Origin of the sequence: Bradyrhizobium sp. 170, from assembly GCF_023101085.1 — a bacterium.
In the GTDB taxonomy this organism is placed as follows: Bacteria; Pseudomonadota; Alphaproteobacteria; order Rhizobiales; family Xanthobacteraceae; genus Bradyrhizobium.
On the sequence record NZ_CP064703.1, the window covers coordinates 2,620,914 to 2,636,960 of the forward strand.

Annotated in this window: 17 protein-coding genes and 1 pseudogene; 10 read left to right on the top strand and 8 right to left on the bottom strand. The window is 63.5% G+C overall.

From position 1 onward, the window contains the following. The first annotated feature begins 107 nt into the window (after nucleotides 1–107). Both IVB05_RS12220 and IVB05_RS12225 read left to right on the top strand, forming a co-directional pair. Complete coding sequence (locus IVB05_RS12220) at nucleotides 108–1,085, top strand: magnesium transporter CorA family protein (protein ID WP_247784542.1); 978 nt, start codon at nucleotides 108–110, stop codon at nucleotides 1,083–1,085. A gap of 129 nt (nucleotides 1,086–1,214) precedes the next feature. Beyond that, nucleotides 1,215–1,433 carry a hypothetical protein gene (locus IVB05_RS12225; RefSeq protein WP_247784544.1) on the top strand — a complete coding sequence of 73 codons (219 nt, stop codon included), beginning with the start codon at nucleotides 1,215–1,217 and terminating at the stop codon, nucleotides 1,431–1,433. A 169-nt stretch (nucleotides 1,434–1,602) separates the two neighbouring features. Here IVB05_RS12225 and IVB05_RS12230 read toward each other — a convergent pair whose 3' ends face one another. Continuing rightward, nucleotides 1,603–2,355: an SDR family oxidoreductase gene (locus IVB05_RS12230; protein ID WP_247784546.1), complete on the bottom strand. Its 753-nt coding sequence runs from the start codon at nucleotides 2,353–2,355 to the stop codon at nucleotides 1,603–1,605. Nucleotides 2,356–2,395: 40 nt separating this feature from the next. Next, the gene (gene pdxH / locus IVB05_RS12235) at nucleotides 2,396–3,037 is read right to left on the bottom strand and encodes a pyridoxamine 5'-phosphate oxidase (protein ID WP_247784548.1); all 642 of its coding nucleotides are present in this window, start codon (nucleotides 3,035–3,037) and stop codon (nucleotides 2,396–2,398) included. Between the two features lie 122 nt (nucleotides 3,038–3,159). On the opposite strand from pdxH, the gene IVB05_RS12240 reads away from it, so the two are divergent. Next, nucleotides 3,160–3,567: an RT0821/Lpp0805 family surface protein gene (locus IVB05_RS12240; RefSeq protein ID WP_346771846.1), complete on the top strand. Its 408-nt coding sequence runs from the start codon at nucleotides 3,160–3,162 to the stop codon at nucleotides 3,565–3,567. Nucleotides 3,568–3,675: 108 nt separating this feature from the next. Further along, complete coding sequence (locus IVB05_RS12245) at nucleotides 3,676–4,635, top strand: J domain-containing protein (protein WP_247784551.1); 960 nt, start codon at nucleotides 3,676–3,678, stop codon at nucleotides 4,633–4,635. A 415-nt stretch (nucleotides 4,636–5,050) separates the two neighbouring features. Here the strand turns inward: IVB05_RS12245 and IVB05_RS12250 are convergent, their stop codons facing one another. Together IVB05_RS12250 and IVB05_RS12255 are read right to left on the bottom strand one after the other, a co-directional pair. Then, the gene (locus IVB05_RS12250) at nucleotides 5,051–5,824 is read right to left on the bottom strand and encodes an anti-sigma factor (RefSeq protein WP_247784552.1); all 774 of its coding nucleotides are present in this window, start codon (nucleotides 5,822–5,824) and stop codon (nucleotides 5,051–5,053) included. A 67-nt stretch (nucleotides 5,825–5,891) separates the two neighbouring features. Next, entirely contained in the window at nucleotides 5,892–6,380 is a 489-nt protein-coding gene (locus IVB05_RS12255; protein ID WP_214486412.1) for an RNA polymerase sigma factor, read from the bottom strand. Between the two features lie 222 nt (nucleotides 6,381–6,602). Here IVB05_RS12255 and IVB05_RS43745 point away from each other — a divergent pair. The 3 genes and pseudogenes from IVB05_RS43745 to aroC all read left to right on the top strand — a co-directional run. After that, nucleotides 6,603–6,695 (top strand): annotated as a pseudogene (locus tag IVB05_RS43745) (NADH-specific enoyl-ACP reductase); the annotation flags it as partial. A gap of 12 nt (nucleotides 6,696–6,707) precedes the next feature. Further along, the gene (locus IVB05_RS12260; RefSeq protein ID WP_247784554.1) at nucleotides 6,708–7,307 is read left to right on the top strand and encodes a histidine phosphatase family protein; all 600 of its coding nucleotides are present in this window, start codon (nucleotides 6,708–6,710) and stop codon (nucleotides 7,305–7,307) included. 214 nt (nucleotides 7,308–7,521) lie between these two features. Beyond that, entirely contained in the window at nucleotides 7,522–8,610 is a 1,089-nt protein-coding gene (aroC, locus tag IVB05_RS12265; RefSeq protein ID WP_247784561.1) for a chorismate synthase, read from the top strand. 28 nt (nucleotides 8,611–8,638) lie between these two features. On the opposite strand, the gene IVB05_RS12270 is transcribed toward aroC, so the two are convergent. Next, nucleotides 8,639–10,333, bottom strand: a complete 1,695-nt coding sequence (locus tag IVB05_RS12270) for a GMC oxidoreductase (protein WP_247784563.1) — start codon at nucleotides 10,331–10,333, stop codon at nucleotides 8,639–8,641. A 120-nt stretch (nucleotides 10,334–10,453) separates the two neighbouring features. On the opposite strand from IVB05_RS12270, the gene IVB05_RS12275 reads away from it, so the two are divergent. Then, a complete protein-coding gene (locus IVB05_RS12275) occupies nucleotides 10,454–11,638 on the top strand; it encodes an adenylate/guanylate cyclase domain-containing protein (protein ID WP_247784565.1) in 1,185 nt (394 codons plus the stop codon). Between the two features lie 127 nt (nucleotides 11,639–11,765). After that, nucleotides 11,766–12,302 carry a transposase gene (locus tag IVB05_RS12280; protein WP_247784566.1) on the top strand — a complete coding sequence of 179 codons (537 nt, stop codon included), beginning with the start codon at nucleotides 11,766–11,768 and terminating at the stop codon, nucleotides 12,300–12,302. 44 nt (nucleotides 12,303–12,346) lie between these two features. On the opposite strand, the gene IVB05_RS12285 is transcribed toward IVB05_RS12280, so the two are convergent. The 3 genes from IVB05_RS12285 to IVB05_RS12295 form a co-directional block, all read right to left on the bottom strand. Beyond that, complete coding sequence (locus tag IVB05_RS12285) at nucleotides 12,347–13,108, bottom strand: hypothetical protein (protein WP_247784568.1); 762 nt, start codon at nucleotides 13,106–13,108, stop codon at nucleotides 12,347–12,349. Between the two features lie 80 nt (nucleotides 13,109–13,188). Continuing rightward, complete coding sequence (gene clpS, locus IVB05_RS12290; RefSeq protein ID WP_247784569.1) at nucleotides 13,189–13,494, bottom strand: ATP-dependent Clp protease adapter ClpS; 306 nt, start codon at nucleotides 13,492–13,494, stop codon at nucleotides 13,189–13,191. A gap of 46 nt (nucleotides 13,495–13,540) precedes the next feature. Next, complete coding sequence (locus IVB05_RS12295; RefSeq protein WP_247784571.1) at nucleotides 13,541–14,890, bottom strand: hypothetical protein; 1,350 nt, start codon at nucleotides 14,888–14,890, stop codon at nucleotides 13,541–13,543. A 239-nt stretch (nucleotides 14,891–15,129) separates the two neighbouring features. On the opposite strand from IVB05_RS12295, the gene IVB05_RS12300 reads away from it, so the two are divergent. Next, nucleotides 15,130–16,002 (top strand): DUF1194 domain-containing protein, encoded by an 873-nt coding sequence (locus IVB05_RS12300; protein ID WP_247784572.1) that lies wholly within the window; start codon nucleotides 15,130–15,132, stop codon nucleotides 16,000–16,002. Nucleotides 16,003–16,047 lie beyond the last annotated feature (45 nt).

Here is a 16,047-nt window from a genome sequence, read left to right on the forward strand (position 1 = left end):
GTTTAGTGCCGCTGGGTGCTCGTAGCGTTTTCAAGCGAAATGGGTACCGGTTCTCATCAAGAAAGCGCGTCTAGACGAGAGACTGCCGCCCCGTTCCGGAGTTGCCTATGTTTTCGGTGTTTGTTCCCTCCGAATCCTCCCTGAAGAAGCTCGCCGCCACGGATCCGGCGGCGTTGCCGGACAACGCGGTCTGGATCGACCTGTTGAATCCAACGCTGGAGGAGGACCGCGCGGTCGAGCGGCTGGCCGGGATCGCGATACCGACCCGGGAGGACATGCAGGAAATCGAGATTTCCAGCCGGCTCTATATCGAGAACGCCGCCCGCTACATGACGGCGACGCTGATGTGCCAATCCGACACCGATATGCCGAAAACGACGGCCGTCACCTTCATCCTCGCCGGTCACCGCCTGGTCACGGTGCGCTACGACGAGCCGAAGCCGTTTGCCCTCGTCGAGCACAAGCTGGCCCGCTCCTGCATGCCCGGGATCTCGGGCGAAATGGTGCTGATGGAACTGCTGGACGCGGTGATCGATCGCTGCGCCGACATTCTGGAGCGCGCGGGCGCCGAGGTCGACCAGGTCTCCCACGACATCTTCGAGCCCGAAAGCGCGCGCCATGGCCAGGCCAAGCGATATTCCCAGATCCTGATCGCGATCGGGCGGAAGGGGGATCTGGTCTCGAAGATCCGGGAGAGCCTGGTCTCGATCGGCCGGGTCGTGACCTTCCTGTCGGCGGTGGTGGAAGGCGCCAAATGGTCCAAGGACATGCGCGAGCAGCTCAAGACCATGCAGCGCGACGTCGTCTCGCTGACCGACCATTCGTCCTATCTCTCCAACAAGATCACCTTCACGCTCGACGCCATGCTCGGCGTCGTCAATCTCGAGCAGAACAACATCATCAAGTTGTTCTCGGTGATGGCGGTCGTCCTGATGCCGCCGACGCTGATCGCCTCGATCTACGGCATGAACTTCAAGGCGATGCCGGAACTCGAATGGGCGCACGGCTATCCGATGGCGCTCGTCATGATGCTCATGGCAGCCGTGCTGCCGTACTTCCTGTTCAGGTGGAAGAAGTGGCTTTAGTGCGGCGGTTCCCTGCGGTTCCACACCTGCGAAGACGGACTCAATTCCACCGCTAAAATTTGAGCGGTGGACTGAACGAATGATCGAAACTTGTCTGCGATAACGTGTCTCTCAGGCCGCGAGGATCCCATGGTTGAGAAACTCATAATGTCGCCACGCAACGTCATCGATCTTGCGCGCTATCAGCAGGGCCGCGTCGTTGGCAAGGCGCAGGCGTTCTCGACGCGGCTTTGCCGGCACTGCGGTGCTGTGCTGGCAGACGGCGAGAACGAGGACGAGTGTTCGAGCACGCTTAACGTTGCCGCGACGACACTGCGCACGGCGCAACGAAAGTTTTACGCGGAGTGATGTTGCTTCCGCGAGCAAGAACCTCATTCCGAGGTACGAGGTCTTGCGCGCGTCCCGAAGGATGGTGGCGTAGGATGGGTGGAGCGCAGCGATACCCATCATTCATGCCGTTGACGACAATGATGGGTTTCGCTGCGCTCTACCCATCCTACGAGATCGCATCCTGCGCCTAAACGTGCTGGCCACCGTTGATGTGGATCTCGGCGCCATTCACGTAGGAACTGGTTTCCGTACACAGCACATAGATGATCTTGGCGACCTCGTCCGGCGTGCCGAGCCGGTGCATCGGAATCTGCTGCTCGACGATCTTCTCGGTGCCCGGCGACAGGATAGAAGTGTCGATCTCGCCCGGCGCGATCGAGTTGACGCGGACGCCGACGCGGCCGAAATCGGACGCCATTTCGCGTGTGAGTGAAGCAAGTGCCGCCTTCGAGGTCGCATAGGCGACGCCGGCGAACGGGTGCACGCGCGAGCCCGCGATCGAGGTGACGTTCACCACCGCGCCCTTGGCGTGCTTCAATTCCTCGATCAGGCCGCGCGCCATCATGATCGGCGCGAAGAAGTTGACGCGAAACACGTGGCTCCAGGTTTCGATGTCGGTGTCCATGGTGCTGAGCCGGCCGCCATCCGGCGCCTTCGGCGAGATCGCGGCGTTGTTGACCAGCGCATGCAGTTCGTCGTTCTCCAGCCGCTTGCGGATCTCGGAGATCGCGCGCGTGGTGTCGGCGTGGTCGGCGAGGTCGACCTCGATATGATCTTCCGGGCCTGCGCCCCACGGGCAGATTTCCGGAAAGGCGTGCCGCGAGCAGGTGATGACGCGCCAGCCGGCAGACGAGAACCGGATCGCGGTGGCATGGCCGATGCCGCGGCTGGCACCGGTCAAGAGCAGCGTGCGCCGCGGCGCGTTGGATGAAGAGGGCATGCAGGTCTTTCAGCTTTGAACAGCGTCTAGGCTCGTGGCATCAGGGATAGAGCCGCACCTTGCTCCAGGCTTGTGCCGGCGCATCGCGGCGGAATTCGATGCGGTCGTGCAGGCGGAACGGGCGGTCGTGCCAGAATTCGAAACGCGTGGGGTGAATGCGCCAGCCGCTCCACCCTTGCGGGCGCGGCACTTCGCCGATCATGTGTTTGGCGGCGACCAGCGCGATCGCCTGCTCGAAGGCAAAGCGGCTCTCCAGCGGCTGCGACTGCTTGCTGGCCCAGGCGCCGATCTGCGCCTGCTTCGGCCGCGTGGCGAAATAGGCGTCGGCCTCCTCATCCGTCACCGGCGACACGTTGCCGCGGATGCGGACCTGACGGCGCAGCGACTTCCAGTGAAATAGTAAAGCCGCCTTAGGATTTGCGGCGAGTTCGCGGCCCTTCTGGCTGGCGATGTGGCTGTAGAACACGAAACCATCCGCATCATAGCCCTTCATCAGCACCATCCGGACGTCAGGCAGCCCGTCAGGGTCGACGGTCGCCAGCGCCATCGCGTTCGGATCGTTCGGTTCGGACTTCACGGCTTCCGCAAACCACTCGGCGAACAGCGCAAACGGTTCCTCGGCCGCGGTAAAATCACCCGATGTTAACGGTGCCGGGTGTTTGATGGAGGTCGTGTCCGTCATGGCAGGAGTCCCAGTTGCGTCCGTTCGCGTCCCAGAGCGCGTTGCAGCCCGGTTACGGGCTCGCCCTATATAGGGCATGGGGACGCGTTGGCCTATCGGCGATCGGGCCGACGGGTGCCGCGATGACCTTGATTTTAATCGGTCTCGGCTCGGGCGGCTGCAGCCTGTCGCGCCCGGACGCCTACGCCAGGATGAACGCCGCCGACGTCACCGGTTCGCTGAGCAAGCAACCGGGCACGGCGCCGGCGCCGACCGAGAGCGATCTCGCCTTTGCCCGCACCGCCGCCTCCGACGTGCTGACCAAGGGCGACAAGGATTCCAGCCAGCCTTGGGAAAATCCGGAAACCGGCGCGCGGGGCTCGGTGACGCCGCTGTCGCAGGCCTATTCCGCCGAAGACGGGCGCACCTGCCGGGATTTCCTGGCGAGCTATGTCAACGGCCGCGCGGAAAGCTGGCTGCAGGGCGCTGCCTGCAAGGCCGGCCAGGGCCGATGGGAAATCCATACGATCAAGCCCTGGACGCGGGGATAACGAGCCTTCCAGCCGTTGCAAAAATGCAACTGGCTCCCCAGATAAAGCCAAAGCGGGCGAATTGCTCTAAGCTTCAAGAACCGAATTCCCGTGAAGGAGACCTGACGGATGCGCGACCCCTATGAGGTCTTGGGGGTGCCGCGGGGCGCCAGCGCTGCGGCGATCAAGAGTGCCTATCGCAAGCTCGCCAAGAAGCATCACCCCGACAACAACAAGAACGATCCGAAGGCGGCTGCGCGCTTTTCCGAGATCAACTCCGCCAACGAGATCATCGGCGACGAGGACAAGCGCAAGCAGTTCGACCGCGGCGAGATCGACGCCGAGGGCAAGCCGCGCTTTCAGGGCTTTGGCGGCGGCGACCCGCGCGGCCGCGCCGGTGGAGCTGGTGGCTTCGAGTCCCACAGCTTCCGCACCGGTGGCGGTCCCGGCGGCGCGGGCGGGGCGGGCTTTGAGGATATCCTCAACAGCATGTTCGGTGGTGCTGCCCGGGGCGGGCGTCCCGGCGGCGGCCGGACCTTTGAATTCGACACCGGCGGCATCGGCCTCGACCTCGATCTGAATGTCGCGATGACGGTGTCGCTGGAAGAGTCGGTCAAGGGCGGGGAAAAGCGCGTCCGCCTGCCGACCGGCAAGGAGCTCAACGTCAGGATTCCGGCAGGCGTCACCGTCGGCCAGCAGATCCGGCTGAAGGGGCAGGGCGAAACCGCGCCGGGCCACCCGCCGGGCGATCTCCTGATTACGGTCAGCATCGCGCCGCATGCCTTTTTCAAGGTCGATGGCAGCGATTTGCGGCTAGATTTGCCCATTACGCTCTATGAGGCGGTGCTGGGCGGCAAGGTCCGGGTGCCGACGCTCGGCAGCGCGGTGGAGCTGTCAATTCCGAAAAATACCTCCAGCGGCCGCATCTTCCGCCTCAAGGGCAAGGGTCTGCCCAAGGCGGGGGGAACCGGGGACCTGTTCGTCACCACCCGAATTATTCTGCCCGACGGGAACGATGCCGAGCTTGAGGCATTGATGGAAAAGTGGCGCGACGGCCACCCTTATAATCCGCGCAGCGATTTCGGCTGAGTCGAGTGATTCGGCCGCGATTCGCGGCACGAAAACACGTGTCGAACAGTACGGGGCCTGGCAGGAATTTTTCCCAAAAAAATGGCCTATTTCCTGGAGAACAAAGGGTTTTCCGGAAAAAGGGGCGGCCTCGAAAGGGGGACCAGCGCGGTACCAAACCCCGATCGAGGCCGCTTGCGCCGATCGGCGGATCGAGCGCTACTCATTTTCGCGTGATCACCCGGTGCATTAATGAGACGCGCTGGTGGTTTCATTCCAGATTTTCGATGTCAGAATTGGGACAAGCGGTGCGGTGTTGCCGATCCGCCGCTTTCTCTATGCTTTCAGTAGCCCGGATGGAGCGAAGCGCAATCCGGGAGCACGCCATCAGGTCGCACCAATCCCGGGTTTCGCTGCACTTCACCCGGGCTACAGGTCAGCCGCCCTTTTTCTCCATCTGATCGTAGACCGCCTGGGCGATCTGGGTCAGCCGCCCCCGGTCGGCGCCGGTAGACACCACGGCATAAACGACGCCGTCATCGGCCCAGAACAGCGTGCTTTCCTTGCCCTCTGCCGCATATCGCATCTGGGTCGCCTCGGCGCTCGATTTTGCGGTGTAGATCGTGAAACGTTCGCCCGAGGCGCTCTCATACATCATGAAGGATGCCGGACCACCGGAGCCCGGCAACAGCCGCCCGCCGACCAGCTTCAATCCGGCGCCTGCCAGTTCGGGCGCGCGGACGACCCAGCCGCAGCGCTTGGTCAGCCATTGCTGCAGATGGCTGCGTTCGCTGCCCGGCACCTCGACGGGATGCCGGACTTCCACCACGTAAAGCCGGTGCGCTTCGATCGCGTGCACCGTCAGATTTTGGAAAGCCGAGGGCGCAGCCGTGGCGCCGCGCGCGAGCCAGCCGACGCTGCCGCCGACGATGAACGCCGCCAGCGTGGCCGCGATCGCGCCGTACACCCATTTGCGCGGCTGTTGCACCAGCCGCTCGATCTCGAGCCGCTTCGGCACCGCCTCGTCGGCCACCGAATCGTACCTGGCATGCAGCGCATCCGCCATCGCGCGCCACGACTGCACCCGCGCGGCATCGTCGGGATGCGAGGCGAGCCACGCCTCGACATCGCCGCGGCGTTCCGCCGGCAGCTCGTTGTCGACGTAAGCATGCAGCTCGTCTTCGGTGACGGGAATGTTGCGATCGGTCATCGTTGTCGTCTCTGTCTCTTCCTGATCCTGCGTCTATTCTCTGATCCGCCTGTACATCACGCTTTCATTATTTCACCCGCCGCAGCGCCGTGCGCTCGCCCTCCAAAGAAGCTTTGACATGCGCACGCGCACGGGCAAGCCGGGACATTACGGTGCCGATCGGCACGCCCTGGATGTCGGCGACCTCGCGGTAGCTCAGTCCTTCCAGCATTACCAAGAGCAGCACCGAGCGCTGTTCTTCCACCAGACTTGCCAGCGCGCGGGCGATGTCGCGGCCTTCCGCCTCGGTGCCGCTGGCGTCCGGGTTGTTGTCGAGCAGCGGCATGAATTGCGGCCGCCGCGCCAGCGACCGCCGCCGGTTCTTGTTCAAATTGGTCAGGATCGTATAGAGCCAGCTCCTGACGTCGCCGCCGAGAAACAGCCGTTCCGAACGCAACGCGCGCACCAGCGTGTCCTGCACCAGATCGTCGGCGATGTCGGCATCGCGCGCGAGCGCGCGTGCATAGCGGCGGAGCGCCGGAATCATGGCTTCGACACTTTGACGAAACGCGCTCATCGGTACCAGATTGCAAGAGTTGCAAGAGTCATGAGGCGCGAACGCCTTACCGAACATAACACCCAATCGACGTGTCTATTCCAGCCATTGAGGCGCATCGGAAACAGCGTTAATCCGAAGCGCGGATTTGGGCTCGACCGCGCGGGAGTGCTGGTGTACCTCCAAACCCTACAGGAAGCTTGATTGGAAACCGGGTGTCGCAGAAGTCAGGTCTGATGCAGGGTGCATCGCGTCGATTCCGGCTATCGCGTCGTCGGCATGAAGCGCCCCGACGCGCCCGACATCTTGCTCTCCAATTCGGTAGCGAAGGAATAGCCCGATAGTCCGATGCCAGCGCCCGTGATCTATTACATCCGCCATGGCGAGACGTCGTGGAATGCGGAAGGCAGGCTGCAGGGCGCGCAGGACATTCCGCTCAACGATCTCGGTCGCAAGCAGGCCACCCATGCCGGCAATGTCCTCGCCGAGCTGTTGGCGCGCGATGGCCGCGACAGGGCCGCGCTGCCCTTCGTCGCAAGCCCGCTTGGCCGGGCGCGGGCGACGATGGAATTGGTACGCAGCGCCCTGAAACTTCCTCGGGAAGACTACGCGCTCGACGATCGCCTGCGCGAGATCGGCTACGGCGTCTGGGAGGGCTCGACGCTGGCCGAGATGCAGGCCGCCGACCCCGTGCTCTATGCCAGGCGGCTGACGGCGAAATGGACGATGGCCCCGGAAGGCGGCGAGACCTATGCGGAAGTGCAGGACCGGATGCGCGACTGGTACGATTCCGTCGATAGCGACACCGTCGCCGTGGCCCATGGCGGCACGGCGCGGGCGCTGATGGTGGCGCTGGGCATCGAGACGCCGCAGAGCGCCGCCGACCTCCTGATCGAGCAGGGCGCGGTCTACGTGTTCCGCGATGGCGGTTTGCGGAAGTATAGTTAAGGGCGAGCACCCTCAGCCGTCATGGCCGGGGTTGACCCGGCCATCCACGCCTTGCTTTGCGGCCCGGAAGACGTGGATGCCCGGGCATAGGCGAGCGGCAGCGACGCCGTCCTTCGGACGGCTATGCCCGGGCATGACGAGCAGGGGTTTGACGCTGCCCTAGGTGCGCGTTACGACACAAGTCAGCACCGACTTACGAGCGTACGCAGGCACCATGTCCCACAACACCTTCGGCCACATGTTCCGGGTCACGACCTTCGGCGAAAGCCACGGGATCGCGATCGGCTGCGTGGTCGATGGCTGCCCGCCGCTGATCCCGCTGACCAATGAGGATATCCAGCACGATCTGGATCGCCGCCGTCCCGGTCAATCGCGCTTCACCACCCAGCGCCAGGAGCCGGACGCGGTAAAGATCCTGTCCGGCGTGATGGCACATCCCGAGACCGGCGTGCAGGTGACGACGGGAACGCCGATCGCGCTGTTGATCGAGAACACCGATCAGCGCTCCAAGGACTATTCCGAGATCAAGGACAAGTTTCGCCCGGGTCACGCCGACTTCACCTATGAGGCCAAATACGGCCTGCGCGATTATCGCGGCGGCGGACGGTCGTCGGCGCGCGAGACCGCTACGCGCGTCGCGGCCGGTGCCATCGCGCGCAAAATCCTGCCCGCCGTGAAGGTGCGCGGCGCGCTGGTGCAGATGGGGCCGCACAAGATCGACCGCGACAAATGGGACTGGGACGAGATCGCGCGCAATCCGTTCAATTGCCCGGACAAGGACAGCGCGGCGTTCTTCGAGACCTATCTCGACGGCATCCGCAAGAGCGGCTCCTCGATCGGTGCCGTCATCGAAGTGGTCGCCGAAGGCGTGCCGGCCGGATGGGGCGCGCCGATCTACGCCAAGCTCGACGGCGAACTGGCGGCCGCGATGATGAGCATCAACGCCGTGAAGGGCGTCGAGATCGGCGCGGGTTTTGGCGCGGCCGAATTGTCGGGCGAGGAAAACGCCGACGAGATGCGCACCGGCAATAACGGCACGCGGTTTTTGTCCAACAATTCCGGCGGCGTGCTCGGCGGCATCTCGACCGGCCAGCCGGTGGTGGTGCGTTTTGCGGTGAAGCCGACCTCCTCAATCCTGTCGCCGCGCCAGACCGTCGATCGCAAGGGCGCCGACACCGACATCATGACCAAGGGCCGCCACGACCCCTGCGTCGGCATTCGCGCTGTGCCGGTCGGCGAGGCGATGATGGCCTGCGTGCTGGCAGATCATTTCCTGCGCCATCGCGGCCAGGTCGGCGGGTAGGGGCCGGACTCAAGAATCCTTGCCGCCCTCACTGCATGGCGTCTGCGATCTTTTCCGCCGCCATCAGGACCGGAAAATTGGTGTTGGCGCACGGCACCACCGGGAAGATCGAGGCGTCGACCACGCGCAAACCCTGCACGCCCTTGACGCGGCCTTGCGTGTCGACGACCGCCATTGGATCGTTGGGGCGGCCCATCCGGCATGAGCACGAGGCATGCCACACGCCGATCGCCGCCTTGCGCACGAAGGCTTCGAGTGCCTCGTCGTCGCGCATGACCTGCTCGAACGTGAAACCTTCGACGATGAAGTTGTCGATCATGGCGTGACGCAACGCCGCCGGCCCGTCCATCAGGACAGCGGCAATGGCGGTGAGGACTTTGTTCTTGGTGTTGACCACGCCGATCTTGCGCACGCGGTCGGAGTAGGAGGCCGGGAATGGCTTGTCGGTGACCGCCTTGAGCGGCGCGCTCATCTGCAGCGCGGCCATCTTGCGAAAGCCGCTCATCAGGCGGTCGAGATCGCGCCGGTCGGACAGCAGGTTGAACTCGACAATCGGCTCGGCCTGCGGGTTACGCGAAGCGAGTTTTACCTGCCCGGTCTCCGAGTAGGTCTTGTTGACGAAGGTGAGCAGCGAGGCGATCTGTTCTCCGACCGAATGCCAGGCCGATTTGGTGAGAACGGCGACGAACATGTCGCCGGCAGGTACGCCCGGAAGCCCCGAGGAATAGCGCAGCCCCATCTGGATGTGGCGTCTGGTGTGTTCGTTCATGCGCGCGCCACGGCGGACAAAGGACGACAGCGCGATCGAGGGATGATCCATTAGACCCTGGCCGACGCCCGCGAGGCCCATCAGGACCGGAATGCCCATCTCCTTCAGATGCCCGACCGGCCCGATGCCGGTGCGCAACAGATGCGCCGGCGAATGGATCGCGCCACAGGAAAGGATTACCTCGCGGCCGCGGAACTCCTGTTCGCGGCCATCGACCAGCGCCTTCACGCCGACGCATTGGGTGCCCTCGAACAGCAGCTCCTTGACCTCTGTGTTGGTCGAGATCGTCAGGTTGGCGCGCTTGCGTGTTTCGCGATCGAGATAGCCCATTGCGGCCGAGACGCGCTGCTCGTCCTGATTGGAGTGTGTCACCGGGAAGTAGCCGTCTGTGAACTCGCCGTTCTGGTCGGGCAGGAACGCAAAGCCGGCGAGCTTGCAGGCCTCGCCCATCGCCTGCGAATGCCCTGTCCAATGCGCCTGCGGAATGCGGCGGACGGGGATACGGCCGTCCTTGCCGTGGAACGGCCCGTCGAAATCGAGGTCGCGCTCGACCTTCTTGAAATAGGGCAGCACGTCCTTCCAGTTCCAGCCCGCAGCGCCGCGAGCCTCCCATTCCGCGTAATCGGTCGGTGCGCCGCGGTTGGCCATCTGGCCGTTGATGGAGGAGCCGCCACCCAGCACGCGCGCCTGCTCGTACTTGCGCAGCGGCGGGCGGCTCTCATCGGGGTTGTTGTGGCTGACGATTTGGGTCGTGACCTTGAGTTCGGTCCAGTGGAAGCGCGGATCGAAATACGCCAGCCCCGAATAGCTGTCGCGGATCTCGGGCGGCTCGTTGCCGGGCGGCGTGTCCTGGCCTGCTTCGCAGAGCAGGACCTTGTTGGCGCTGCTGGCGGAGAGGCGGTGGGCCATGACCGAGCCTGCTGAGCCGCCGCCGACGATGATGATGTCGTACACTTTGACGTTTCCTCTTGTTTTTTGCACCGTAAGGCTAGCGCAGCTCCGTCGTCGGGTCACGCCGGCTGTCGTTGCGAGCGTGCTTGACGCGCGCTGCAGTTGCGCGGCAAATACCTGCGCATGAACGCCTCCGAACTGCAGAAGCTGACCGACTGGCTGATCGACGGCGGGAGATCCGCGGTCAGCCCCAAGAGCTTCATGGCCGAGACCTGCGAACGGATGGTCGCAGCGGGCCTGCCGCTTTGGCGTGTCGGCGTCTTCGTTCGAACCCTCCATCCCGACATTTACGGCCGCAGTTTCATCTGGAAGCCGGGCGCCGAGGTCGAGGTCGGCACAGTCGATCACAAGATTCTGGATTCACCGGATTTTCACAATAGCCCCATCATCATCGTGTTCCAGCAGGGACAGGAAGTCCGGGCCCGTGCGGACGACCCGCAGAGCGCGCGCTTCCCGATCGTCGAGGAGCTGCGCGCCGAAGGCGTCACCGATTACATCGCGCTGCCGCTGTTTTTTACCGACGGAACCATTCACGCCTCAAGCTGGACCACGAAGCAATCAGGCGGTTTCACCGATGAGCAGTTGGCGGCCTTGCGTGGGCTGAACACGCCGCTGTCGCGGGTCATAGAGATCATCAACTGGCGCCGCATGGCCGCGAACCTCTTGGATACCTATGTCGGCAACCGTGCCGGCGAGCGGATTCTCGGCGGCCAGATCAGGCGCGGCCACACCGAGACGATGAATGCCGCGATCTGGCTCTCGGATCTGCGCGGATTCACGGCGCTGTCGGACCGGCTGCCGGCCGAGACCGTCGTCGACATTCTGAACCAGTATTTCGATTGCCAGGTCGCCGCGATCAAGAAGCATGGCGGCGACGTGCTGAAATATATGGGCGACGGGCTGCTCGCGGTGTTTCCGATCGATGAATATGTCGGCGACGAAAAGCAGGTTTGCTCGAATGTGCTCGAAGCCGCCCATGAGTCGCGCACCAGCGTCGCCGACTTGCAATATCCGATCGGCGACGTCGTCGAACGGTTTCGCTTCGGTGTCGCCCTGCATGTCGGACGGATTCTCTACGGCAATATCGGCGGCGGCAACCGGCTCGACTTCACCTGCATCGGCCCCGCCGTGAACCTCGCGGCGCGGCTGGAAAAGATCGCCAGCCAAACCAAGCGCACCATCGTAGCGTCGGAAGGATTTGCCGGCATCTGCCGGGGAGGGTGGAGCGATCTCGGCGAGTTTCCGGTTGCCGGCTTCGCAAAGGCCGCACGCGTCTACGGACTGGCCGACGAGACCTCGGCGGCGTGAGGAATCCGTAGCCCGGATGGAGCGCAGCGCAATCCGGGATTCGCGCCGCGGTCCGTGCTTCCCCCGGATTACGCTGCGCTCCATCCGGGCTACACGTTTCAGCGCAAATCCGGGGTAGACTGGCGCTATGGTTCACTATCGGCGCAATTTCGTCCCCGGCGGAACGTTTTTCTTCACAGTCACGCTGGATGACCGAAAGTCATCCGCGCTGATCGATCATGTCGCGTTGCTGCGCGCGGCATTTCGGAAGGCGCGGAGTGAGCGGCCTTTTCTTACCGATGCCATCGTCATTCTCCCGGACCACTTACATGCGATTCTTACGTTGCCGCCCGGCGACCCGGACTTTTCGGATAGGTGGCGACGGATCAAGGGAGGTTTTACGCGAAGCGTTCTTGCCACGGGCGCTCAAATTTCACGCGATCATCGTGGCGAATATTCTCTTTGGCAGAAGCGCTTCTGGGAGCACACCATACGCGATGAACGAGATTTCGAGCGCTGCGCCGATTATGTGCATTTCAATCCGGTCAAGCACCGGCTAGCAACTTCGCCGTCCGATTGGCCATTCTCCTCGCTGCATCGCTATGTTCGCGCGGGCATTCTGCCTCCGGATTGGGGCGGCGGCGGGAGTACCGATACGGTCAATTTCGGTGAGCGGAAAGACTGACCCCGGATTGCGCTTCGCTCCATCCGGGCTACACGTTCCGCGGCTTAGCCGGTGCGGATATAGGACTGCTTCAACCCCCAGGTCAGGACGAGTAGCGTCACCCACAGCCGCAGCATCGCAAAGCTGAAGATGAACACGAAGTAGATCAGGTTCTTGATCAACTGATGGGCCGCCGACGTCTGGTAAAAATGCCAGAGCGCGTTGCGGATCAGTCCCTGGCCGAGGCCAAGGCCCAGATAGATGATTCCAAGGGCGATCACGGCCGCGCCGACCCAAAGGCCCCTGCGCGCGAACTCCAGGGCGGCCTCCCAGAACCTGACGTGCCCGCGGTTTCGCTCGGCCCCGACGATCATCAACAATGTCAGGGCTGCGACGGCCGCGCTCCAGAACTTGCCGATACCTGTGAACTGGTCGAACGCCATGCCGTCGAGCCCGTTCATCATGTGAGGCGCGATAGACGTATATCCGGCCGCGAGCACGGCGATTGAAGCGGCAATCATCAACAGGCCGATCCGCCACAGGATCGCGCGCGTCAAGCGGGATTGTTCGGTGAAGTCGAGCGCACCCAGGCTCGTCTGCCCTTGCGCCAGTTCGATCGAGCGCTGCGTCACCACGAGGAAGGCATGCAGGACGGCGACGCTGGCAAGCACAATGGCAGGTATGGCGATGAAGGGGTTGTTGAACGCAATCACGCGCATGGAAGCGGCCAGCACCAGCCAGGGCATCGCCTCGAGAAAGCGGAACGGCCCGAATGAAACGTTTGGAAAGGTGTGCTGCTGAAGCTGCCGGCGGAGTGCGATCGTCATGCCGGAGCAATACCTTCAGAAGTTGAATTCTCGATAGCGCCGATAGTTAAAATTGAGCGGAACGAGCATTCCGCAAGCGGCTATTCCTCCGGCTCGGTCGTGAACAGCAGCGGATAGCCTTTGGCGCGGCCGGCGTCGGTGGCGCGGGTCGCCTTGGTCTCGGCGACGTCCTTGGTGAACACGGCGACCACGCAGACGCCGCGCCGGTGTGCTGTTATCATCACCTTGTGGGCCTGGTCCTCGGTCATGCGGAATTCGGCCTTCAGGACGGTGACGACGAATTCGCGCGGCGTGTAGTCGTCATTGATCAGGATGACCTTGTGCAGGCGCGGCCGCTCGGTCTTGGTCTTGACCTTGGTTTTTGGCGTGACGGTGGTACCGGCCATTCCAGCGTAGTCCCGAGGCGAGCAAATTTTTGACGGCCCGCCGCGCTCAGTTGGCGCGGCAGTCCGCCAGACGCTGCGCCATAGTCTGATCGCCGCGGCTTGCGGCCGTCTCGATCAGTTTACAGGCTCCGGGCCGGTCCTGAAACTGGGCGTTTGCCGAGAGTTTCAGCTCGATCAGGGCGGCCGTCGCGCCGGGTTCGTCGAGTTCCGCAGCTTCGACGGCGTAATAGAGCGTGATCCTGGGATGGCTGACCCGCGTTTCCGGATATTCGGCAAGCAGCCGCACGACTTGCATGCGGGCGTTAAAGTCGTAGGCGCTGGCGTTGTCGATCAGGTTGACCGCCTTCTGAATGTCGCGCGGTACCAGTTTGCCTTCAAGGGTGAGCTGCCCGAGCATCCCCTTTGCCATCCAGCTATTGGACGCGCCTTCGACCATTGGCATCCAGCTATCGGACTTGCCTGTCAGCAGCGACAGCGCGCGCTTGGGATCGGCCGGGCCGCCTTCGCCCGCGATCAGCATTTCCGCGAGCGGGACGATGGCGCCGCCGGGATCGGGACGGCGAGCTTCTTCGAGCAGGGCGCGGGCGCGTACCGGATCTTCTTTACGGATCGCCAGCGCCAATTCCCTCTTGGCGCCGTATTGGTAGTGCCCGGGCGCGTTCAATTTTTCGAGTATGTCGAGGCCGCGGGCCCGCTCGTCCGGCTTGTCCGACGTGGCCAGCAGGCGGCCCAGCGTCACCAGCAGGCCTCCTTTGCTCGCGTCTTTTGCAGGGTTGGCGACGGCACGTTCCGCCCAGTATCGCGCGGCGACAATATCGCGTTTGACGATGTCGCCATCCTCAAGCCGGCGTACCAATATCCGCGTCGCAAAGGGGTGACCGAGCTCAGCGGCCTTGTGCAGCGCCCGAGCCGCCTCGGCGCGCGTGACCAGCTGCACCTTGTCGAGATCGCCGCGATCCCAGGATCTGTGATGCTCATAGAGCTGGTGATAGGCCTCGGCACTGCCCTGCGATGCTGCTTCGCGCAGCATGGCAATCGCCTCTGCCTTCTGCTCATAGGGCAGGTTGCGCGCATACGCGGTCTTGAGATCTGCGTTCGCAGGGTTGGCCTCGAACGCCATTTTGCAGCTTTCGCGCCGCAGGTCCCATCGCCGGCGCTTGGCGGCATCGTCGATATACTCCTTCGGCTCTTCAAAGAGCTGATGGCAGAGCTCGACGGCATTCTCCACCGTTAGCATCGGTTCCGGCTTGGGCGCTTCAGGCGCGGTGCCGGACTGCGGCGTCGGAAGCGACAACGCGACCACCATGCCGAAAACGAGCAAGCCGCTCGACACAACGACCGTGCGCAACAACGGCGGCAGACTGTCATTTGCGGGAGGTTTTGGGGGCGTAACCATGATCGTGCCAATGCGCGGCCCTTCTTGTCCGGCCGCGTCGCATCTGTCGCGCCGAGCGCGTTAATCGTTCAATTCGGAAACATAGTGCCGGACAGGCGAAGCGCGGTGCGGAACCCGCCGGGCACGCGGGCTGTGGACGAAGCCTGCTCTAACCCGAATGTGAAGGACAAATGATTTCAGCGCTTTGCGATGGCCGTTTTGCATGTCACCATCACTGTCGTTCGACGGGAGGGCCGCAAATGCGCTGGTATGTCTCGATCGGGGTCGTGCTTGTCGCGGGCGTGCTCGCCGGCGGCGATGTGGCGAGTTTTGCCGCGCCGTATCAAACGAACCGGCCGGGCCACCAACCGAACGCCGCCAGCCGTCAACTGGCCGACAAGGAAACCAATCCGACCGTCGACGTCGAACTCGTCCTCGCCGTCGACGTCTCCTATTCGATGGACCTGGATGAACTCGCGCTGCAGCGGGAGGGTTATGCGCAGGCGATCGTCTCCAAGGAATTTTTGCAGGCGCTGAAGAGCGGCCCGAACGGCCGGATCGCGATCACCTATTTCGAATGGGCGGCATCCACCGACCAGAAGATCATCATCCCCTGGCGCCTGATCGACGGGCCCGAGACGGCCGACGCCGTCGCCAATGAAATCGTCAAGACCCCGATCCGCCGTGCGTCGCGCACCTCGATTTCGGGGGCGATCAACTTCGCCATGCCGCTGTTCGACGAGAACCCGCACCGCGGCCTGCGGCGGGTGATCGATATTTCCGGCGACGGCCCGAACAACAACGGCGCACCGGTCGTCATCGCCCGCGACGCCGCGGTGGAAAAGGGCATCGTCATCAACGGCTTGCCGATCATGGTGAAGGAGCCGTCTTACTCCACCATGGATATCGACAATCTTGATTTCTACTACGAGGACTGCGTCATCGGCGGCCCCGGCTCCTTCGTCGTCACGATCAAGGACCGCGACAAGTTCAAGGAAGCGATCCGCACCAAGCTGCTGCTCGAGATCGCGGGCCGCACCCCCGACCGCCCGGTCGTGCCGGCCGCAGGCCGCGAGCCGCGCGTCAATTGCATGATCGGCGAGAAGATCTGGCAGGACAGGTGGGGAAGGTGAGGGGCGTAGTTTCGTAGGATGGGTGGAGCGCAGCGATACCCATCA

Bases quoted from the DNA above. Each gene is read 5' to 3' on its own strand.
- IVB05_RS12250 (WP_247784552.1), bottom strand. From the start codon at position 5,824: ATGACCGATCGCAACATTCCCGTCACCGAAGACGAGCTGCATGCTTAC.
- IVB05_RS12300 (WP_247784572.1), top strand. From the start codon at position 15,130: ATGCGCTGGTATGTCTCGATCGGGGTCGTGCTTGTCGCGGGCGTGCTC.
- IVB05_RS12280 (WP_247784566.1), top strand. From the start codon at position 11,766: ATGGTTCACTATCGGCGCAATTTCGTCCCCGGCGGAACGTTTTTCTTC.
- IVB05_RS12295 (WP_247784571.1), bottom strand. From the start codon at position 14,890: ATGGTTACGCCCCCAAAACCTCCCGCAAATGACAGTCTGCCGCCGTTG.
- pdxH (WP_247784548.1), bottom strand. From the start codon at position 3,037: ATGACGGACACGACCTCCATCAAACACCCGGCACCGTTAACATCGGGT.
- IVB05_RS12240 (WP_346771846.1), top strand. From the start codon at position 3,160: ATGACCTTGATTTTAATCGGTCTCGGCTCGGGCGGCTGCAGCCTGTCG.
- IVB05_RS12220 (WP_247784542.1), top strand. From the start codon at position 108: ATGTTTTCGGTGTTTGTTCCCTCCGAATCCTCCCTGAAGAAGCTCGCC.
- IVB05_RS12275 (WP_247784565.1), top strand. From the start codon at position 10,454: ATGAACGCCTCCGAACTGCAGAAGCTGACCGACTGGCTGATCGACGGC.
- aroC (WP_247784561.1), top strand. From the start codon at position 7,522: ATGTCCCACAACACCTTCGGCCACATGTTCCGGGTCACGACCTTCGGC.
- IVB05_RS12245 (WP_247784551.1), top strand. From the start codon at position 3,676: ATGCGCGACCCCTATGAGGTCTTGGGGGTGCCGCGGGGCGCCAGCGCT.
- IVB05_RS12285 (WP_247784568.1), bottom strand. From the start codon at position 13,108: ATGACGATCGCACTCCGCCGGCAGCTTCAGCAGCACACCTTTCCAAAC.
- IVB05_RS12225 (WP_247784544.1), top strand. From the start codon at position 1,215: ATGGTTGAGAAACTCATAATGTCGCCACGCAACGTCATCGATCTTGCG.
- clpS (WP_247784569.1), bottom strand. From the start codon at position 13,494: ATGGCCGGTACCACCGTCACGCCAAAAACCAAGGTCAAGACCAAGACC.
- IVB05_RS12255 (WP_214486412.1), bottom strand. From the start codon at position 6,380: ATGAGCGCGTTTCGTCAAAGTGTCGAAGCCATGATTCCGGCGCTCCGC.
- IVB05_RS12260 (WP_247784554.1), top strand. From the start codon at position 6,708: ATGCCAGCGCCCGTGATCTATTACATCCGCCATGGCGAGACGTCGTGG.
- IVB05_RS12230 (WP_247784546.1), bottom strand. From the start codon at position 2,355: ATGCCCTCTTCATCCAACGCGCCGCGGCGCACGCTGCTCTTGACCGGT.